The 15,410-nt window shown below is 43.2% G+C and carries 17 protein-coding genes; 12 read left to right on the top strand and 5 right to left on the bottom strand.

Annotated elements, in window-relative coordinates; genetic code table 11:
• Nucleotides 1–48: 48 nt before the first annotated feature.
• The gene (locus HP552_RS08000; protein ID WP_175395023.1) at nucleotides 49–1,083 is read right to left on the bottom strand and encodes a zinc-binding alcohol dehydrogenase family protein; all 1,035 of its coding nucleotides are present in this window, start codon (nucleotides 1,081–1,083) and stop codon (nucleotides 49–51) included.
• Between the two features lie 134 nt (nucleotides 1,084–1,217).
• On the opposite strand from HP552_RS08000, the gene HP552_RS07995 reads away from it, so the two are divergent.
• On the top strand, nucleotides 1,218–1,616 hold the full coding sequence (locus HP552_RS07995) for a winged helix-turn-helix transcriptional regulator (RefSeq protein ID WP_175395022.1): 399 nt from the start codon (nucleotides 1,218–1,220) through the stop codon (nucleotides 1,614–1,616).
• Nucleotides 1,617–1,885: 269 nt separating this feature from the next.
• Here the strand turns inward: HP552_RS07995 and HP552_RS07990 are convergent, their stop codons facing one another.
• The gene (locus HP552_RS07990; RefSeq protein ID WP_175395021.1) at nucleotides 1,886–2,437 is read right to left on the bottom strand and encodes a TetR/AcrR family transcriptional regulator; all 552 of its coding nucleotides are present in this window, start codon (nucleotides 2,435–2,437) and stop codon (nucleotides 1,886–1,888) included.
• A gap of 149 nt (nucleotides 2,438–2,586) precedes the next feature.
• On the opposite strand from HP552_RS07990, the gene HP552_RS07985 reads away from it, so the two are divergent.
• On the top strand, nucleotides 2,587–3,504 hold the full coding sequence (locus tag HP552_RS07985; RefSeq protein ID WP_175395020.1) for a ketopantoate reductase family protein: 918 nt from the start codon (nucleotides 2,587–2,589) through the stop codon (nucleotides 3,502–3,504).
• 805 nt (nucleotides 3,505–4,309) lie between these two features.
• On the opposite strand, the gene HP552_RS07980 is transcribed toward HP552_RS07985, so the two are convergent.
• Nucleotides 4,310–5,212 carry an alpha/beta fold hydrolase gene (locus tag HP552_RS07980; RefSeq protein ID WP_175395019.1) on the bottom strand — a complete coding sequence of 301 codons (903 nt, stop codon included), beginning with the start codon at nucleotides 5,210–5,212 and terminating at the stop codon, nucleotides 4,310–4,312.
• A 217-nt stretch (nucleotides 5,213–5,429) separates the two neighbouring features.
• Here HP552_RS07980 and HP552_RS07975 point away from each other — a divergent pair, with 217 nt between their 5' ends.
• The 4 genes from HP552_RS07975 (at nucleotide 5,430) to HP552_RS07960 (ending at nucleotide 8,191) form a co-directional block, all read left to right on the top strand.
• Nucleotides 5,430–5,876 (top strand): MarR family winged helix-turn-helix transcriptional regulator, encoded by a 447-nt coding sequence (locus tag HP552_RS07975; protein WP_217506355.1) that lies wholly within the window; start codon nucleotides 5,430–5,432, stop codon nucleotides 5,874–5,876.
• Nucleotides 5,877–6,703: 827 nt separating this feature from the next.
• Nucleotides 6,704–7,141 (top strand): MarR family winged helix-turn-helix transcriptional regulator, encoded by a 438-nt coding sequence (locus HP552_RS07970; RefSeq protein ID WP_175395017.1) that lies wholly within the window; start codon nucleotides 6,704–6,706, stop codon nucleotides 7,139–7,141.
• 475 nt (nucleotides 7,142–7,616) lie between these two features.
• On the top strand, nucleotides 7,617–7,823 hold the full coding sequence (locus tag HP552_RS07965) for a Rossmann-fold NAD(P)-binding domain-containing protein (protein WP_175395016.1): 207 nt from the start codon (nucleotides 7,617–7,619) through the stop codon (nucleotides 7,821–7,823).
• On the top strand, nucleotides 7,820–8,191 hold the full coding sequence (locus tag HP552_RS07960; RefSeq protein ID WP_175395015.1) for a VOC family protein: 372 nt from the start codon (nucleotides 7,820–7,822) through the stop codon (nucleotides 8,189–8,191). The genes HP552_RS07965 and HP552_RS07960 overlap by 4 nt, the downstream gene beginning before the upstream one ends.
• Nucleotides 8,192–8,532: 341 nt before the next feature.
• Here HP552_RS07960 and HP552_RS07955 read toward each other — a convergent pair whose 3' ends face one another.
• Nucleotides 8,533–9,384, bottom strand: coding sequence for an aldo/keto reductase (locus HP552_RS07955; RefSeq protein WP_175395014.1), 852 nt, complete (start codon nucleotides 9,382–9,384; stop codon nucleotides 8,533–8,535).
• A gap of 173 nt (nucleotides 9,385–9,557) precedes the next feature.
• Between HP552_RS07955 and HP552_RS07950 the strand changes: the two genes are divergently transcribed.
• Nucleotides 9,558–10,007 (top strand): MerR family transcriptional regulator, encoded by a 450-nt coding sequence (locus HP552_RS07950; protein WP_175395013.1) that lies wholly within the window; start codon nucleotides 9,558–9,560, stop codon nucleotides 10,005–10,007.
• Nucleotides 10,008–10,415: 408 nt separating this feature from the next.
• Here HP552_RS07950 and HP552_RS07945 read toward each other — a convergent pair whose 3' ends face one another.
• Nucleotides 10,416–12,272, bottom strand: a complete 1,857-nt coding sequence (locus HP552_RS07945) for an ABC transporter substrate-binding protein (RefSeq protein ID WP_175395012.1) — start codon at nucleotides 12,270–12,272, stop codon at nucleotides 10,416–10,418.
• Nucleotides 12,273–12,395: 123 nt separating this feature from the next.
• Here HP552_RS07945 and HP552_RS07940 point away from each other — a divergent pair, with 123 nt between their 5' ends.
• The 5 genes from HP552_RS07940 to HP552_RS35750 all read left to right on the top strand — a co-directional run bounded on the left by HP552_RS07940 (nucleotide 12,396) and on the right by HP552_RS35750 (nucleotide 15,401).
• Nucleotides 12,396–13,010: a non-canonical purine NTP pyrophosphatase gene (locus HP552_RS07940; protein ID WP_175395011.1), complete on the top strand. Its 615-nt coding sequence runs from the start codon at nucleotides 12,396–12,398 to the stop codon at nucleotides 13,008–13,010.
• Entirely contained in the window at nucleotides 13,003–13,965 is a 963-nt protein-coding gene (locus HP552_RS07935) for a DMT family transporter (protein ID WP_246310799.1), read from the top strand. The genes HP552_RS07940 and HP552_RS07935 overlap by 8 nt, the downstream gene beginning before the upstream one ends.
• Before the next feature lie 360 nt (nucleotides 13,966–14,325).
• On the top strand, nucleotides 14,326–14,538 hold the full coding sequence (locus HP552_RS07930; RefSeq protein WP_175395010.1) for a DUF5316 family protein: 213 nt from the start codon (nucleotides 14,326–14,328) through the stop codon (nucleotides 14,536–14,538).
• A gap of 46 nt (nucleotides 14,539–14,584) precedes the next feature.
• Entirely contained in the window at nucleotides 14,585–15,226 is a 642-nt protein-coding gene (locus HP552_RS35755) for a DUF1361 domain-containing protein (RefSeq protein WP_376768946.1), read from the top strand.
• Complete coding sequence (locus HP552_RS35750; protein ID WP_376768945.1) at nucleotides 15,201–15,401, top strand: DUF1361 domain-containing protein; 201 nt, start codon at nucleotides 15,201–15,203, stop codon at nucleotides 15,399–15,401. Before HP552_RS35755 ends, HP552_RS35750 begins: the two co-directional genes overlap by 26 nt.
• The last annotated feature ends 9 nt before the right edge of the window (nucleotides 15,402–15,410 follow it).

The following is a 15,410-nucleotide window of genomic DNA, read 5'->3' as shown; positions in this document are numbered from 1 at the left end:
CTGCCCTTGGGATTAGCAATCCAAGCAGGGTAGGAACGAATATCAATGTTACTCGAAGTTCTCAATCACGATTTTACCTGTCATACGTCCTTCTTCCAGTATCGCATGTGCCTTACGCAAATTGGCAGCATTAATGGGAGAGAGGATCTGGGCAACAGTAGTGCGTAAGCGTCCTTCATCGATCATACGGGAAACTTCATTTAATAGGTTATGTTGTTCAATCATATCCGCAGTCTGGAACAACGGTCTGGTGAACATCAGCTCCCAGGCAAAAGTGACGCTTTTGTTTTTCAGCAAGGTCAGATCGAGCAGCTCATCCGTCTCCACAATAGAGCAGATTTTCCCTTGAGGAGCAATGGCCTCAGCCATATTGATCCAATGCTTCTCCGTACTGTTTAGGCAGAAAATATAGTCAACGTGTTCCAAGCCCAGTGCTTTGAGCTGAGGGAGAAATGCTTCGTAATGATTGATGAGATGGTCGGCTCCCATATTTTTGGCCCACTCAGCCGATTCCGGGCGTGAAGCCGTGCCAATGACGGTCAAACCGGCGTGTTTGGCCAGTTGTGTCGAAATAGAACCCACACCGCCCGCAGCCCCGATGATCAAAATTGTTTTGCCTTCGTTGTGATCTGTGGCAGCCGACACGCCCAAACGATCAAATAATCCTTCCCAAGCAGTGATAGTGGTTAACGGAAGGGCGGCTGCATGGGCAAAATCCAGTGTTGCCGGTTTAAAACCGACGATTCTCTCATCAACGAGATGAAGTTCGCTATTCCCCCCAGGACGGGCAATGCTGCCAGCATAATACACTTCATCCCCCGGTTTGAACAGTGAAGATTCCGGTCCAACGTGTTCGACGACACCTGAGACGTCCCAACCGAGAATCTTTGGCGTGTTTTCGGTTCGATTTTTAGGAGCTCGTACTTTGACGTCGACGGGATTGACAGAAATGGCTTTGACTCGGATCAGTAAGTCTCTCCCTGTAGGTTCAGGTACATCCATCATTACGTCCAGCAAGCTCTCAGGATGCTCGATGGGTAAATAGTTCAGCAAGCCGATGGCTTTCATTTGTTGGTTTGACATTGTTGTTTCCTCCTTAAATACATCTATTATTGCTTTCTGGTTGTAATATAACGTATAGTGACTACCATGAATAGTACGCACAATGATGTGATGTAGTATCAATTTGTATACTGTTAATGGAGGAGGATACAAACATGCGCGACCGCAAATCGGGATACGGCCATTGCCCGAATGAAGAAGGTTGTCCCGTCGAGTATACGTTGGATGTCATCGGAGGCAAGTGGAAAGGTGTACTTTTGTACCATATGATTGAAGGTCCTATACGATTTAACAAGTTTCGCAGAATATGTCCGACTATCACGCAGAGAATGCTGACGCTACAGCTTCGAGAGCTTGAAGAAGACGGCATCGTACACCGTGAGGTGTACCCGCAAGTTCCTCCCAAAGTGGAATATTCGCTATCGGAATTCGGACGCACATTAGTGCCGATCATTATGGAAATGAAAATCTGGGGAGAGAAATATAAAAATTTATCAAGCGCTACTCCCACGCAGACAGAAAACGTGGTTGAATCCATGTTGGATTCGATGTGAATTTCTAAGTCACGGTTTGATTAATACCTTTATAATAGTACTAGGGTATTTCTTAAAATGTTTAATTAGTTAATTTCAATCTGCAACTCTCATTAGACTTCGGGAAACGATAAATCAATGTAACCAAGAAAGCAGCTGATCCATGTGATCAGCTGCTTTTGTTCAACTAACGGGCAGGATAGTTTAAGATCATTCGCGCTGAACCGTACTACAAGGAAGGGCGAGTTTTTTTTATTTTACTACACATCGATTAGGTTTGAATGGCAGACTCATTCTTTAGAATAGGACGTAACCCCCTTTGAATAGAGGTTGTCCACTAACTTGAAAAACTCTTCTGACGATAAATCCTTTTGTCGCTGGAGCCAAAGACGAAATAAGGAAAGGGAGGTTGACAGGTAAAACTCAATCAAGTATGGCGTTAAGGAAGGGTTTTGCGGAACATTTAATTCCAACCGATTTAGAGTGATTTCTTTTTTTAAACGTTTTAAAAAACGGGGACTTCCATAATCACCTAAAAGGGCATTGAGAACCAAGAGATGTTCTTTTTTGTCCAGACAATGGAGCGCATCTTGAACCGTATGCATCGATAGCTCTTTTTTCGCCAATTCTTCTTTTATGTCGTTCAATAAGTCATTTTCAAGAGCATCTAACAATTCGTAAATATCAGTAAAGTATTGATAAAAGGTGCTGCGGTTATATCCTGACTTTTTCGCGATTTCCTGAACTGAAATTTTCTCGATTGGTTTTTGGCTATATAACTCACAAAAAACTTCAACAAAGGTTTGTCTTGTTTTCTCTGTTATTTGGGGTTGCTTTTTCATGTTTTCCTCCTACTAGCGTCTAAGAATATCATCCGACAAATCATAAAAAACTGATGGTTGATCAATGAATATGGAAAATTTATAATCACATCATACAACGTGTTGTCGGATAATTAAACAAGAAATAGTAATAGGTAGGAGTGGTTTTAATGCCAAATAAACAAGATCGAATTTTAATTTTTGGTGCAGGTGTCATCGGGAGCATGTACGCAATTAAGCTTATAGAAGCAGGGTTTGACGTTACCCTATTTGCACGTTCTAATAGATATAAATCATTAAGAGAAAATGGCCTGCGATATAAGGAAAAAGGTACAGTTAGATCGATAAAAGTGAATATCATTGATACACTCGAAAACGACGATGTATACGATTTTATTTTCGTTACCGTTCGTTATGATCGGTCCGAATCAGCATTGTTAACGCTAAAAGATAATCAAAGCAAAAATATAGTTACGATGACTAGTAATTCAATGGGATTTTCTTCGTGGCTGGATATCGTAGGTGATAGACTTTTACCCGCTTTTCCGGGCTTCGGTGGACAGATTAAAGATGGAGTATTGCATGCTCGATTTCTACCAAAGATTATAGCGGCAACTGCATTCGGAGAAATTAATGGCCTAATGACAGAACGCATAGAAAACCTCGCAATAATATTTAAAACAGCAAAGCTTCCCTACGATATTAAAAAAGATATGCAAGCGTATCTAATCACACACTCCGTATCAGACATTGCCATGTTGAGCGTTTTGCAATCCGAGAATAAGATAATGGACAAAAAAACAGCCAAAACCAGAAATATGGCACGCAAAATAACAGTCACTTTAAAAGCGCATCTAAAGGCAATACAAAAAGCTGGCGTTTCAATTGATCCACCAATGCTTAAAATGGTGCTTAAACTTCCAAACTTATTTTTGGATCTTTTTTTTATGATATGGCTACGAACTAAAATGGTTAGAGATATGATGTTGCCGGATTATGCGAATCATGCTAACAATGAGATTGTGCAGCTGAATAATGATTTAATAAAATTTTTAAGTCAAAATGGTATCAAATCGGAAATGGATTAACGACAAATCAGAGTACAAACTCGTTACGCTAACGGGCAGGATCGTTTAATATTAATGTGATAAATGTTAGGATGGTAGCAAAAAGGAGCGCGTAATGCCCGCTTTATTAGGAGGAAAGACGTTAAATGAGAGTCTTTTTTTATAATCCACCAAGACTGAAACCTTCAACTAAACGTATTGAGGTAATAGATGAACAGTGAATGTAGTTTGTACATTTCGACGAGTTTATCCGAATATTCTAGTAAAATGGTGCAATGTATTTTCGATTTTGACTGGACCGCGAGAGTAGAGGTAAGTTCCACAGAAGGCCATTCGATATTTCAATGCACAGCAATCGGACAGAGTATTGGCAAGGTGGTAAATGAAACCGAGCGATTGGTTTGATACAAAAGGGGTATACATATACAGTTTTTGAATTTAGTTCAACTAATATAGAAACGATAGTTGAGATGAGACAGAACGGCAGCCGACCAAAAGGATCGGCTGCCGTTTTCACATAGGTTCTGTTAATTGTTGGGTCCAAAAATAGATGTGTTGTGTCCAAAAATGAGCCGCTATTTGAACTGTTCAAGAATGCTTATTTGCCAAGTTGTCTGGTGTTTCGCGATGTATTCCTCTGCTTCAATCAGCCTAGCGACTAATTCTCAAGCGTGACATTTTCATCTATCGTTTCTGAACCTGCACGAGGTCGCGGTTTGGCTTTATACTGGTAGATGGAGTTATGACTCATTTAGGGCTTAGTGCGGCTTTTGGACGTCTTCACCATTCGCACAAACCGAAGCGGTTCGTCCACGAATCCTCTCATTTATCCTTTCGATTTATTGAGCTGCAGCGATATGTCGTAGAATTCGAGAAGAGCATCAGCAACCATCTCGGGTGCCTCCAGTGCTGCATAGTGGCCGACGCCATCTATGGAAACCGACCGAACTTGACCCGACGCTACCTGGCTCATCGTTGCGAAGGTGAACTCACCGCCTCCGGCTCCGATTGCCAACACGGGCATGCTCAGTTTGTGGGCGGCGGCGAGAGCTGCAATGTCTTCGCCTTCTTGAAGCATAGACTGGTAGAGGCCAATCGCTCCGCGCCAACCGTCGGGACGAGAGTAGGTGCGTACGAACTCGTCGATGTCGGCTTCTGAGATTGCTCCTGGTGTCGCGCTCATGCTTGGGAACACGAATTGTCCAAGGAACTCACGCTCGCGGCCGCTGAGCAGCATTTCGGGGATGTTCGGAGCAGCAAGAACTCCGATGTACCAGGTGCCCCCGCGTGTGACGTCGGCTAGCATCTCCAGGCCGAACCCAGGTAGGCCCATCTCGATCGCGGTGAAGCTGAGCACGTCTTCCGGATGGGTTGCTGCGAGGCGGAAGATGGTTGCCCCGCTTATGTCTTGGCCTGCGAGGTGTACTGGGCCAACATTGAGCTCTTCGATAAGTAGGTGCAGGTCTTCGGCAGAGGTCTTGCTGTCGTATGTACCAGGCCCATTGTCAGAGTCGCCAAAGCCGCGTAGGTCTACGGCGAAGACACGGTGATTCTTGGCTAAAAGTGGAATTAGTTTTCGAAAGGCCCACCAAGTTTCAGGAAAACCATGGACCAGTAGGACGGGAGGGCCGGATGTCCCTGCCGATACGTAATGAAGCTTTGTTCCGTTAACCTTTGCATAGTGATGAGAGATACCGGTCAATGTAGCAGCTATTTTATCTATTGTCATTTATAAATCCTCCTCCAACTCATTTAGACAACCAAGTTGTCTAATAGGATGATAGACAACCTGGTTGTCTTTGTCAAGTGGCGTGGCCACGAGATACGGAACACCCAGCTTCAAAACATCTGGTTAAGGATGGGATTCTGGAACATGGTCTCTTTGACGATCCCCTTAGCTATGTTATTATAATATTACTATGTCTAATTTAGGTGCTACTCTTACAATGCTTTTAATTGGCGGCTATCGTTCATTGGTGGAAGCCGCGCAAGTTGAACTTGCTGCTCGCGGCTACGAGGATGTTCGTCCCGTTCACGACTTAGCAATCCGGGCCATTGCCTCAGGTGCCGACAGCGCTTCAGAACTAGGGCGGCGCTTAGAGGTCTCAAAACAAGCGGCGGCGAAAACCATTGGGGTACTTCAAAAACGCGGGTACGTTGTGCGTGAAGAAGATCCAGCAGACGCTCGCCGTAAACGCCTTCGTGTCACCGCACATGGGTTAGACATGCTGCGGGAAGCTGAAGAGATCTTTGATGAGTTGCGTAATAAATGGGCTCGGAAGATCGGTATCACCCAACTCGAGGAAATAGAGAAACAACTCGCGGAGTTGATTGGTACTGATCCTATTCGCCTCGATACCTCCGGGTGGCTTGCACGAGATCTTGGTGAGTAGGTCTAAGGTGCATATGCTTGGACTCAGGACTTAGGCTGGGGATGAAAGGCCCGAACTGACGGATATTGAATGATCTATTTTCGCATAGCGACAATCCGCTGTCGGAGATGAAGTAGAACCGATTAACGAATCCATATTCTAATGACGAATGCACCGCCAGGCTGCACAACGGCACTGGCGGTGTATTTTTAATGCTCCGGATTGGTTCATGGGTACCTATGAAGGGAGTATTCCTAAAATTGTATCTCCATTAAATCCAGGACCGGAGCATACCTATCAATCGATTCTTAAAGGTACGGTTCACTTGTTCACCATGTAGCTAATAAGTGAAGTCAATCAAAAGGCCCCAAAATGGATAAGGCAGGGGATAGGTGGATATGAAGCAAAGCTGATAACTCAGGACTATATTGAAGGTAAAACGGAAGAGGCTATTCACAATCTTGCGATCCCAATGTTCGAACAATTAGATAATGATACCTGGGATTTCGAAACGATGAAGGGTTTTCAGATCTCGTACCTATTCCTTTAAGACTGTAGAGAACGGGGAAATTATATCAGGCTGATGATTCTTCATTAAGCTAACGGGTAGTTTATTACGAATATGAGCCCAAGGGCCTTTTCTGGCAGCAGGCAATTGCACATCACTTCCTTGATGCGATACGCTCATTGCTGGTGTTTTGATCCTATTGGATCTCCAAGGTTGGATAAACATCTGAGGCTGACAGACGCGTTGTCGACGCAACGGTGCCGTAATTGAGACACTTCGCCTGACATGGTACAATACAATCACTGGTTGCAATACCATCTTAATTTAGGGGATGTACACTATGGATATTACCGAGTCGTATGGGAAGTATATATCGGCTATTTATCGCTATCAGCAAATTCTTATATCATCCGAGCTTGCTCCTTATCGGATAGGAAGCGGGCAGTATCTCATCCTCATGGCGATCGCGCACAAAGAATCAATTACACAGAAAGCATTAAGCGAAGAACTACTCTTAGATAAAACAACGATTACGAAAGCAACCGCCAAACTCGAAGCCGAGGGTTACGTTCGAAGGGAACCCGATCCCGCGGATAATCGTTACCATTTGCTTTATTTGACAGAAGCGGGCGGAGATGTAATACCAAAGGTTAAAGAAGCATTGAATCGCGTAAGTAACCAGAGTCTTGTCGGTATCAATGAAGACGAATATGCCCTTATGTTGAGCTTGCTGAAAAAGGTGCTAGGCAACATGAGCGAATTGGTTCGTAATGGGTGAAACGGCGCTGTCCGGTCAATATTTGACATTATCAAATGATAAAGAACATGTTCTGATTATGAGAAAGCCTGCGATTTACGGGAATTGAATCGGCCAATGTTCTTGTCACCCGACAAGCTAAGTTCGAAATTCAACGATAAAAAAATAGTTGCAATATCATCTTATTAGATATACAGTATAAATAGTTGCAATGACATCGCATCTAATATTCACATTAATTAGCTGCAGTGCCATCTAAAATTGAAAAGGAGACGGTACGAAATAAATTCAATCACTTTAGTTATTAATGCAACAAGGAAATGTCTGTAAAGAATGGTGGAGTTATCGAGCAGCATCATTCGGGCTGCAAAAGATACAGGTGTGAATCATCTGGTTAAGCTCTCTGGGGCAGATGCTGACTTGGAAGCCGTCACACACTGACAAAGTGGCACCGAGCAGTTGAAAAAGAAATTGAGCATTCTGGTATTACGCGCAGATGGGGAACCAAGGAATTGCCCTGATTGATTCGCGGGATATCGCGAAAGTAGCATTCCACGTCTTAACAACGGTAGGACATGAAAACAAGGCGTATCACCTGTCCGATCCATCCGCTATTTCTTATAGCAAAATTGCAGATATCCATTATTCCGTAATCGGCAAGCCAGTTAAGCAGTACATGAAAATCAGGAGGTATGGTGTATGAAAGTAGCGAGTCCCTTTGTAGTGGTGGACAATTGCACGGAAGAAATCGAGTATTACCGGTCTGTGCTCGGCGGGGAAGTTAAAATTTTTAGAAAACAGGATGATAAGGTGCTGAATGCGGAATTAATTTTAGGCAGCAGTACAATTTACTTCGCCGATAGCACCGCAGCTCAGCCTTCTTTTAAAGGCGACTATGTAAAGGTCACTCTGACGCTCGAGACTGAAGAGGAATTTCGCCAAGTGTATGAAGACCTGACGGCTGACGGGACTATAGATAGCGAGGTGTTCGAGGCTCCTTTTAACGGACTTCTTGCTGGCATCACGGATCGAAACGGCATTGGCTGGGTACTTTCCTACTTCAGAAGTTAACACAATGGAGAAACAGTACCCTATCTGGAAACTCTGGTTCGTTATGCCGATGAACTTTGTCGTATCATAGGAGCCTTTGCGCTAACGGGAAACGATAGCTCAATAAAACAAAGAAAGCAGCTGATCAACACGATCGGCTGCTTTTGTTCAACTAACGGGCAGGTTAGTTCGGGAATCTTGGTGCTTCTGTGTGTTACCTGCTTAGATAGATTTCGTTACACTACTAGCTGCAGTTTTGCTATTCTTAGAATTTGCAATTCAAGTAAAAAAGGACAGGGGTGCCCTGTCCGTTCTTAATAGATGAGTGTAAAATCCTGATGAGTTTACGGTTCGATCAAGGTTTACAGATCGACTTTCAAGGTGCCAAGCATCTTGGCGAATTTCGGATCGTGGTAGGATAAGAAAAGACTTTCCCGTGTATCGAGGGTGGCAATCTGTTGCATATCGTCTGCGCTCAACTCAAAATCGAAAATGTCGAAGTTTTCGACGATCCGCTCTTTTCTCACCGATTTTGGAATAACAACGACTTCACGCTGAACAAGCCAGCGCAGCACGACCTGGGCGACGGACTTGTTGTGTTTTTCTGCTATCGAGGCCAGCACTTCGTTGCTGAACATGTTGCCCTTTCCTTCAGCGAACGGCGCCCACGACTGGTGCTGCACTCCCTGCTCTTTCATGAAAGCGGTACTCTCGATCTGCTGGTAGAACGGGTGCGTTTCAACCTGGTTGACTGCAGGTACGATTTTGTTATGCACGTTGAGGTCCATCAGACGGTCGGGCAGGAAGTTGCTGACACCGATCGCCTTGATCTTGCCTTCGCGGTATAGGTCCTCCATCGCACGCCAAGCGCCATAGTAATCGCCGAACGGCTGGTGTATAAGGTATAGATCGAGATATTCGAGCTGTAACTTCTTCAGGGATTTGGCAAACGCCAGCTTGGCACTCTCGTATCCTGCATCTTGAACCCAGAGCTTGGTCGTGATGAACAGCTCCTCACGCGGTACGCCGCTGCGCTTGATCGCGCGTCCGACCGCTTCCTCGTTCAGATAACCGGCGGCGGTGTCGATCAGGCGGTAACCGGCCATCAGCGCTTCATATACCGCGTTCTCGCATTCTTCAGCATCGGGAACCTGGTAGACACCGAAGCCGATAATCGGCATTTTCACTCCGTTGTTCAATGTTACGTTTTGCATTTTAACTCCTCCTAGTATTTAAATGTATGATAGCAAACGGCGCGTATCCCGGGAATCGGGCACTTCAGCGGTAATTCCACTTACGGCTGAATTGCATTACAATAAGCTTAGAACCTTCGTGCTACACGAAGTCAAGTCGTCTTCACAACTTTATTTTCCAAGGAGGATTTGACATGTATACGGTCAAAGAAGCCGCCCAGATAACAGGACTCACCCAGCACGCCGTGCGCTTTTACACGGATAAAGGCCTGGTGCCAAGCGTACAGCGTAATCAAAACAACGTTCGGATGTTCAACGACGAATCAATCAACTGGCTGCATGGCGTGAAATGCCTCAAGCAATCCGGGATGCCGATTGAATTCATTAAAAAGTATATCGATCTCTGTCTCGAAGGGGATTCGACCATTCCGCAACGCTTCGCACTTATGATGGAGCATAAAGAAGCGGCGCTCGTTCAGCTTGAAGAAGCCAAACGCCACGTTGCCCACCTAGAACAAAAAACCGACCTATATCAGGCCATTCTGGAGCACCGCACTCCAGACACGACCAATCCCGGTAACTGGGACAAAATTCAGCATATGCATGCTGACGTATTTTACTCGCCCTCTGTTCGGAAGGCGTGAGACATATTTTGAGCACATTAACCGTTTTGGGGAAAATCTTCGGTTTAAAACTCTTGATTGGCTTGCAATGAACAAGATTCACATCAATCTAGATTGAACTAACGGGAAACGATAGCATAATACGAAGAAAGCAGCTGATCGTGTGATCGGCTGCTTTTGTTTCCTAACGAGCAGAATAGTTTGTTAATAGGAAGTGCAGCAGAGAATCAGAATCTTATCTAAATCTCTATACCGATCTTTAATGATTGGGCTACTTGCTTTTGAAGAGAGATTGTGTTCTGTATGCGATACATTCTTGCTATATTGTTTATTTGTACAAGCTCCTATTGCGTCTATGAAAAGAACTTGCTCAGCTTAGATTTGGAAAAATCAAAATATTCTAAATCCACTGTCCCCACAAAACGGCATTCATAAGTGTTTAGACGGTAGTAACGCAAGTCTATAAAAATCTGCCCAACCATAAGCGTTGGTTTGCATTCCTATTAAACGATTGTCGTAGTACGTGGACTGGTTTAGATGGTACAAAAAGAATACAGCCCGTGTATTTCTAAGCCACTGTTCCGTTTCCCACGTCATTTGAATCCGATTGTGTAGTTCAGGCTCGTTCTCGATCTTACGCAATCGAGCACTTAGATGCTGATATATCTCAGGGGAAAGATGCCTACGTACAACATGACGATCATCAAGCATAAGGCGTAAGAAAGAAATGACCGGATTATCATCAACAACAGCGTTAGCTAGTACAAGATCTGCGGCATCAATTATCTCTGGACGTATAAACTCTTCGTATTCTCGAACCTCTACGTTGATTTTTATTCCATGTTTAGCGCATTGTTCGCTAAACCAGCGAGCATTTCTCTCCAAGGAATCATCCAATATATGATAGGTCAGCAACGATAGTGATTGTTCTGGGTGATAAGGAGGTGGTGCTAAAAAGGCAGATTGTGTTTTTAAATAACTGCGATCATCATTCATATATTCATTTTCTAATATACGGTCCGCTATTTTGCTCCATTCGGGAAAAAAGCTGTATGCTTCGCTATAGGTATGATCGCTTAAACCATCATTCATATGTAGCGGATTAGCTGCATGACAAAGCCAGCGACGAAAATCGCTAGATTGTAGAGGTCCCGGCTTGTTGAGCTGAAATGTCATATATGTGCATCCAGCTTCAACTTTTTCGATGTCAGGTGGTCGATTGTTTCGTGTGTGGAGTTGAAAAGGATGAATATAAGGGAGTGAATCCCCTGCCATTTCCTGTAACGGTAATGGACGATAACGAGTTTCCGGTATGATCCAGATTTCCACCAGGTCCAGCTGAGCTCGCCCCCAAAAATATGCAGGGAAGGCCTCAAGAACAATTTGGACGTTATTGTTCTCGATCACCCGGAACGGCCCACTTCCAATAGGAAAACGTGCAAATTCCCCAGGCGAAAGTATTGAGGAAGAAAGGGGAAGGATTGAAGCACGCGGAGAAGCAAGCAGTTGGGGAAGAAGATGGTAAGGTCGTTTAAGTCTAATCTCAACACAGTAAAGGCCTAATGCTTGAATACTATCCAAAGGAAGCTCAGTCCATTCTGTTCTTCCAAAATTTGTAGACGTTAAACGCTTAAGGGTATAGACAACATCCTTGGCGTTCAATTCGGTATTATCGTGAAAGAGTATCCCTTTTCGTATGTAAAAAGTCCAAGTGGTTTCCATGTTATCCGTTTCCCAATAATAAGCCACATGAGGAATGATCTCGTCGTCCTCATCACTAGTAGTCACAAGCGTGTCAAAGAGTTGGCGAGCCATATGCCACTCCGTGCGCCGTAGGGTACATATAGGATCTAAATTAGGCATACTTCGGTAAAAAGGCAGGCGCAGTGTGTCACGTTGATAATTCTCATTCCTATCGACTCGGTAACCATACTGTCCCTCTAGCCAGTTTGCAAAACGACCACGTGTTACATCATCCACGTCATGCTCTTCAAGTAATCGTATTCCATCATGAAACCTTCCTTTAGTCGTTGCTTCCTGGGCGAGTGTAAGCACCACCTCCGCTTCGGAAGTTAATATCGTCAGTGTGGAGTGATTACCTCTTCCACGTCCTGGGGACCAAGTGATCCACCCAGCCGTACACAAACGACGTATGATCCACTTCACATTACGTGGCGTACAGTTCCATATTGTTCCCAGCTCTTGTAAAGTCGTCTTCTGTGAAATCTGCGATTCCAGCTTACCAAATAATTTCTTAAGATTGAAGAAATGTTCTGATAACTGCAAAATATTCACCTCCAAATAAAAGGGGAAGTTTCAAATCGAAAAGTATACTCTTTTTATATCCCTTATTTCAACTACAATCATAGCATACGAACTATATGCGTAGCTGAAAAGGAGGAGCTTATTATGGAAACTGTTTTAGCCACTTGGAATCCAAGGCAAGCCCAATGGATAAAGGAAGGACTGCTTAAATTACCGATCCCAATGAGGGCGTTATTTGAAAATAAAGTGGACGAAGTTGATGAGAGTGGAAATACCTTCGAGGAAAACGCAATTTTGAAAGCCAACGCAGTTCAGATTACATCAGAAAGGATTATCGTTGCGGAAGACTCAGGGTTATGTGTAAATGTTTTAGACGGAAACCCAGGTGTTCGTACTGCCCGGTGGGCTCCCGGTACGGATGATGATCGAAGTGTTAAATTGCTTGAGGAACTAAAACATGTAACCAACCTAGCACTTCGTGCAGCGCGATTTAAGAGTGTAGTCGCAATCCGGTTTCCGGATGGTAGTAGTTCCTATACATATGGAGAGTTAGAAGGGAGAATTTCATTCAGTCCACGTGGCAGACTAGCGAGTGGTTATTCTCGTATCTTTGAGCTACCAAGCGGGCTAACCATTGCTGAAAATGGATTACCTACTGTTAAAGTCAATGATCATCACTTACAGGCTTTAGCAATGGCAACCGAGCGTATTAGAGAGTGGAACATTTCTCACGAATCAAGAGGTGACTCTCTTGACTAAGGATGATGCAAGTCATTTTAGTACAGTCAAAGATCAATATATCCTCGCCATGGGTGCAGCCCTATTAGTCACCTTACTTTGGTCGACCTCGTACATTTTAAACAAGATGGCGTTTCAACATCATATTGGGCCTTTTACGCTAGCTGGTTTACGTTACAGCGTTTCAGCAATCACATTAGTGCTCGTTCGGTTGATTCTGCTAAATCGAAGTAGTATAGCACCAAAAAAGCATGTTCGGAAGGGAAAAGTACGTATTCAATTACGACCGTATTATATCGTTGTACTTGGAGTAACTGGATATCTAATGGCACAGGGGTTGCAATACGCGGGGCAGATGCTGATTACACCCACACAAACGAGCATGATGCTCTCCGTTGGTAACACTGCAGCTTTAATTGTATTAGACGTTTTCTGGCTTAGAGAGTTACGCGGTCGCACATCATTTTTAGGGATCGTAGCAGCACTCGCTGGAATTGTCGTTTTCTATTTCCCTTGGGATTTTAGGGGAGGGCATATTAGTGGGATTTTACTAATCCTCGCTTCATGTGCTGGATATGCTATCCATCTTGCAATAACGAGGTACTTACTAAAGAACGGAAAAGCAAGTTCAGGTGATCTCGTTCTAATGCCCATGGCAATTGGTGCTTTTGGGATGTTAGTTATAGGACTGATCTTTGAAGGTTTACCAAAGTTCTCATGGCCACTTTTGGGGATCATACTGTGGCTAGGAATTATTAATGGTTCATTTGCATTCTCTTTATGGACTTGGAGTCAAAAGCACTTGCGAGCCTATGAGAACAGTTTAATCAACAATTTAATGCTGCTAGAGGTAGCTGTATTGGATATTCTCATCTTCCACCGCAATTTAGCGGTTGCTGAAGTGTTGGGACTACTGATTGTAGGATTAGCTGTAGTATTCGTACAAATATTCTCTCATCTAAAAAGACCTACCTAGTAACCCTCTTAGTTTTTTAATCGTTAAAATTTCTTTGATAATTTCTGGGCCTCCGTGAATAAAGCATCGTATTGGGCTGGCTATTAATCATCGAGATGATGATTGCTTAAAGAACTGGACAGCAATATCAGATAACCTTACAAGATTTAAAAGTGTGATCTTTTTTTTCGAAATGTAAGAACATATTGAACTAACGGGAAACGATAAGTCAATAATACCAAGAAAGCAGTTGATCCCTGTGATCGGCTGCTTTTGTTTAACTAACGAGCAGTTTAACGTAAATAGAACTTCACTTTCTTCGCTTGCAGCCTTTCTCTGTAATAAACGTTTTATTAAGAACTAGGGTGATTGGGAAGGGAGATGAAATATGAATTTTTTATTTATCTAGGGATCATTCTCATTTTTGTCTCAGGACTTTGCATTGGAGAATGGACGACTGGTTACCAACAAAGAGGTAATTTTTATTCAGAGTTTAAGGAAGACCGTAAAGTAAAGAAGAAAGTTGCTGCATGGTCTGCTTTAGCAGGTGTCTGCTCGTTTGCAGTTGCTGGTTTGTTGTATTTATTAAGCTAACGGGCAGGTTAGTTGAATAAACAAATGTTATAATTTGGATATTTAAATGCTAATGCTAATGACTGCTCATGGAAACATCGCTACGAACCTCGGATATAATAGAGAATGCAACAAGACATTTGTAAATCCCCAGGGAAAGGGAATGGGAAGCAACGAAATGAATGATAACAAACATCCTGTTAAAGATTTTCGCTTTATTTTAACCTTGCTTGTGGTTACGTTATGTTGTTTAGGTGTTGCGATGTATTTACGTATCAAATCAGATACGAATATGTATCAATTCTTAACCTGGGATATGTTCCTGGCATGGGTATCATATATCATATCATCATGTATTAGATACACATTCAATAAGAAAGTAACAAAAATGAGTTTGATCTGGATGGTGCCGATGAGTACGGTTTGGCTTTTTTTTCTGCCCAATTCGGCCTATCTTTTTACTGAAATCCTGCATTCATTCAGATATTTCGATACTCAAGGAGAAACCCAATTCTGGATCAATATTGATTTTTGGTATAACCTCACCCTAACGTTCGTCGTAGCCATACTAGGCTTACTTCTCTCGACGTGCTCGATCATACATATACACGGAGCGTTAAACAAATTAGTCAGTAAGTACATTATCATGATGGTTATAGGCGTTATTTTACTGTTGAGTAGTTTTGTCGTATTACATTGGGAGATTTAATCGGTGGAATTTGTGGGATGTATTGTCCAAGCCTTGGCAAATTATTACGGATATAGTGAATGATTTCATTGCAGGGAACAACATTATTATTGAATTTGTGGCCATCATATTTTTGATTCAAATATTTGCATACGTTATTGTATCCTTGCTGACTGCAAGGTCTAGTAACGAATGAACATTGCTC

Origin of the sequence: Paenibacillus xylanilyticus (assembly GCF_013359935.1) — a bacterium.
GTDB lineage: Bacteria > Bacillota > Bacilli > Paenibacillales > Paenibacillaceae > Paenibacillus > Paenibacillus xylanilyticus.
Note: the sequence above shows the minus strand (reverse complement) of the source record. Positions and strands in the feature narration are given on the sequence as shown.

Excerpts from the sequence above, each read along its gene's own strand:
- HP552_RS35755 (WP_376768946.1), top strand. The coding sequence starts at position 14,585 with ATGCTAATGCTAATGACTGCTCATGGAAACATCGCTACGAACCTCGGA.
- HP552_RS07940 (WP_175395011.1), top strand. The coding sequence starts at position 12,396 with ATGGAAACTGTTTTAGCCACTTGGAATCCAAGGCAAGCCCAATGGATA.
- HP552_RS07965 (WP_175395016.1), top strand. The coding sequence starts at position 7,617 with ATGGGGAACCAAGGAATTGCCCTGATTGATTCGCGGGATATCGCGAAA.
- HP552_RS07990 (WP_175395021.1), bottom strand. The coding sequence starts at position 2,437 with ATGAAAAAGCAACCCCAAATAACAGAGAAAACAAGACAAACCTTTGTT.
- HP552_RS07975 (WP_217506355.1), top strand. The coding sequence starts at position 5,430 with ATGCTTTTAATTGGCGGCTATCGTTCATTGGTGGAAGCCGCGCAAGTT.
- HP552_RS07980 (WP_175395019.1), bottom strand. The coding sequence starts at position 5,212 with ATGACAATAGATAAAATAGCTGCTACATTGACCGGTATCTCTCATCAC.
- HP552_RS07930 (WP_175395010.1), top strand. The coding sequence starts at position 14,326 with ATGAAATATGAATTTTTTATTTATCTAGGGATCATTCTCATTTTTGTC.
- HP552_RS07955 (WP_175395014.1), bottom strand. The coding sequence starts at position 9,384 with ATGCAAAACGTAACATTGAACAACGGAGTGAAAATGCCGATTATCGGC.
- HP552_RS07950 (WP_175395013.1), top strand. The coding sequence starts at position 9,558 with ATGTATACGGTCAAAGAAGCCGCCCAGATAACAGGACTCACCCAGCAC.
- HP552_RS07960 (WP_175395015.1), top strand. The coding sequence starts at position 7,820 with ATGAAAGTAGCGAGTCCCTTTGTAGTGGTGGACAATTGCACGGAAGAA.
- HP552_RS07985 (WP_175395020.1), top strand. The coding sequence starts at position 2,587 with ATGCCAAATAAACAAGATCGAATTTTAATTTTTGGTGCAGGTGTCATC.
- HP552_RS07970 (WP_175395017.1), top strand. The coding sequence starts at position 6,704 with ATGGATATTACCGAGTCGTATGGGAAGTATATATCGGCTATTTATCGC.
- HP552_RS08000 (WP_175395023.1), bottom strand. The coding sequence starts at position 1,083 with ATGTCAAACCAACAAATGAAAGCCATCGGCTTGCTGAACTATTTACCC.
- HP552_RS07995 (WP_175395022.1), top strand. The coding sequence starts at position 1,218 with ATGCGCGACCGCAAATCGGGATACGGCCATTGCCCGAATGAAGAAGGT.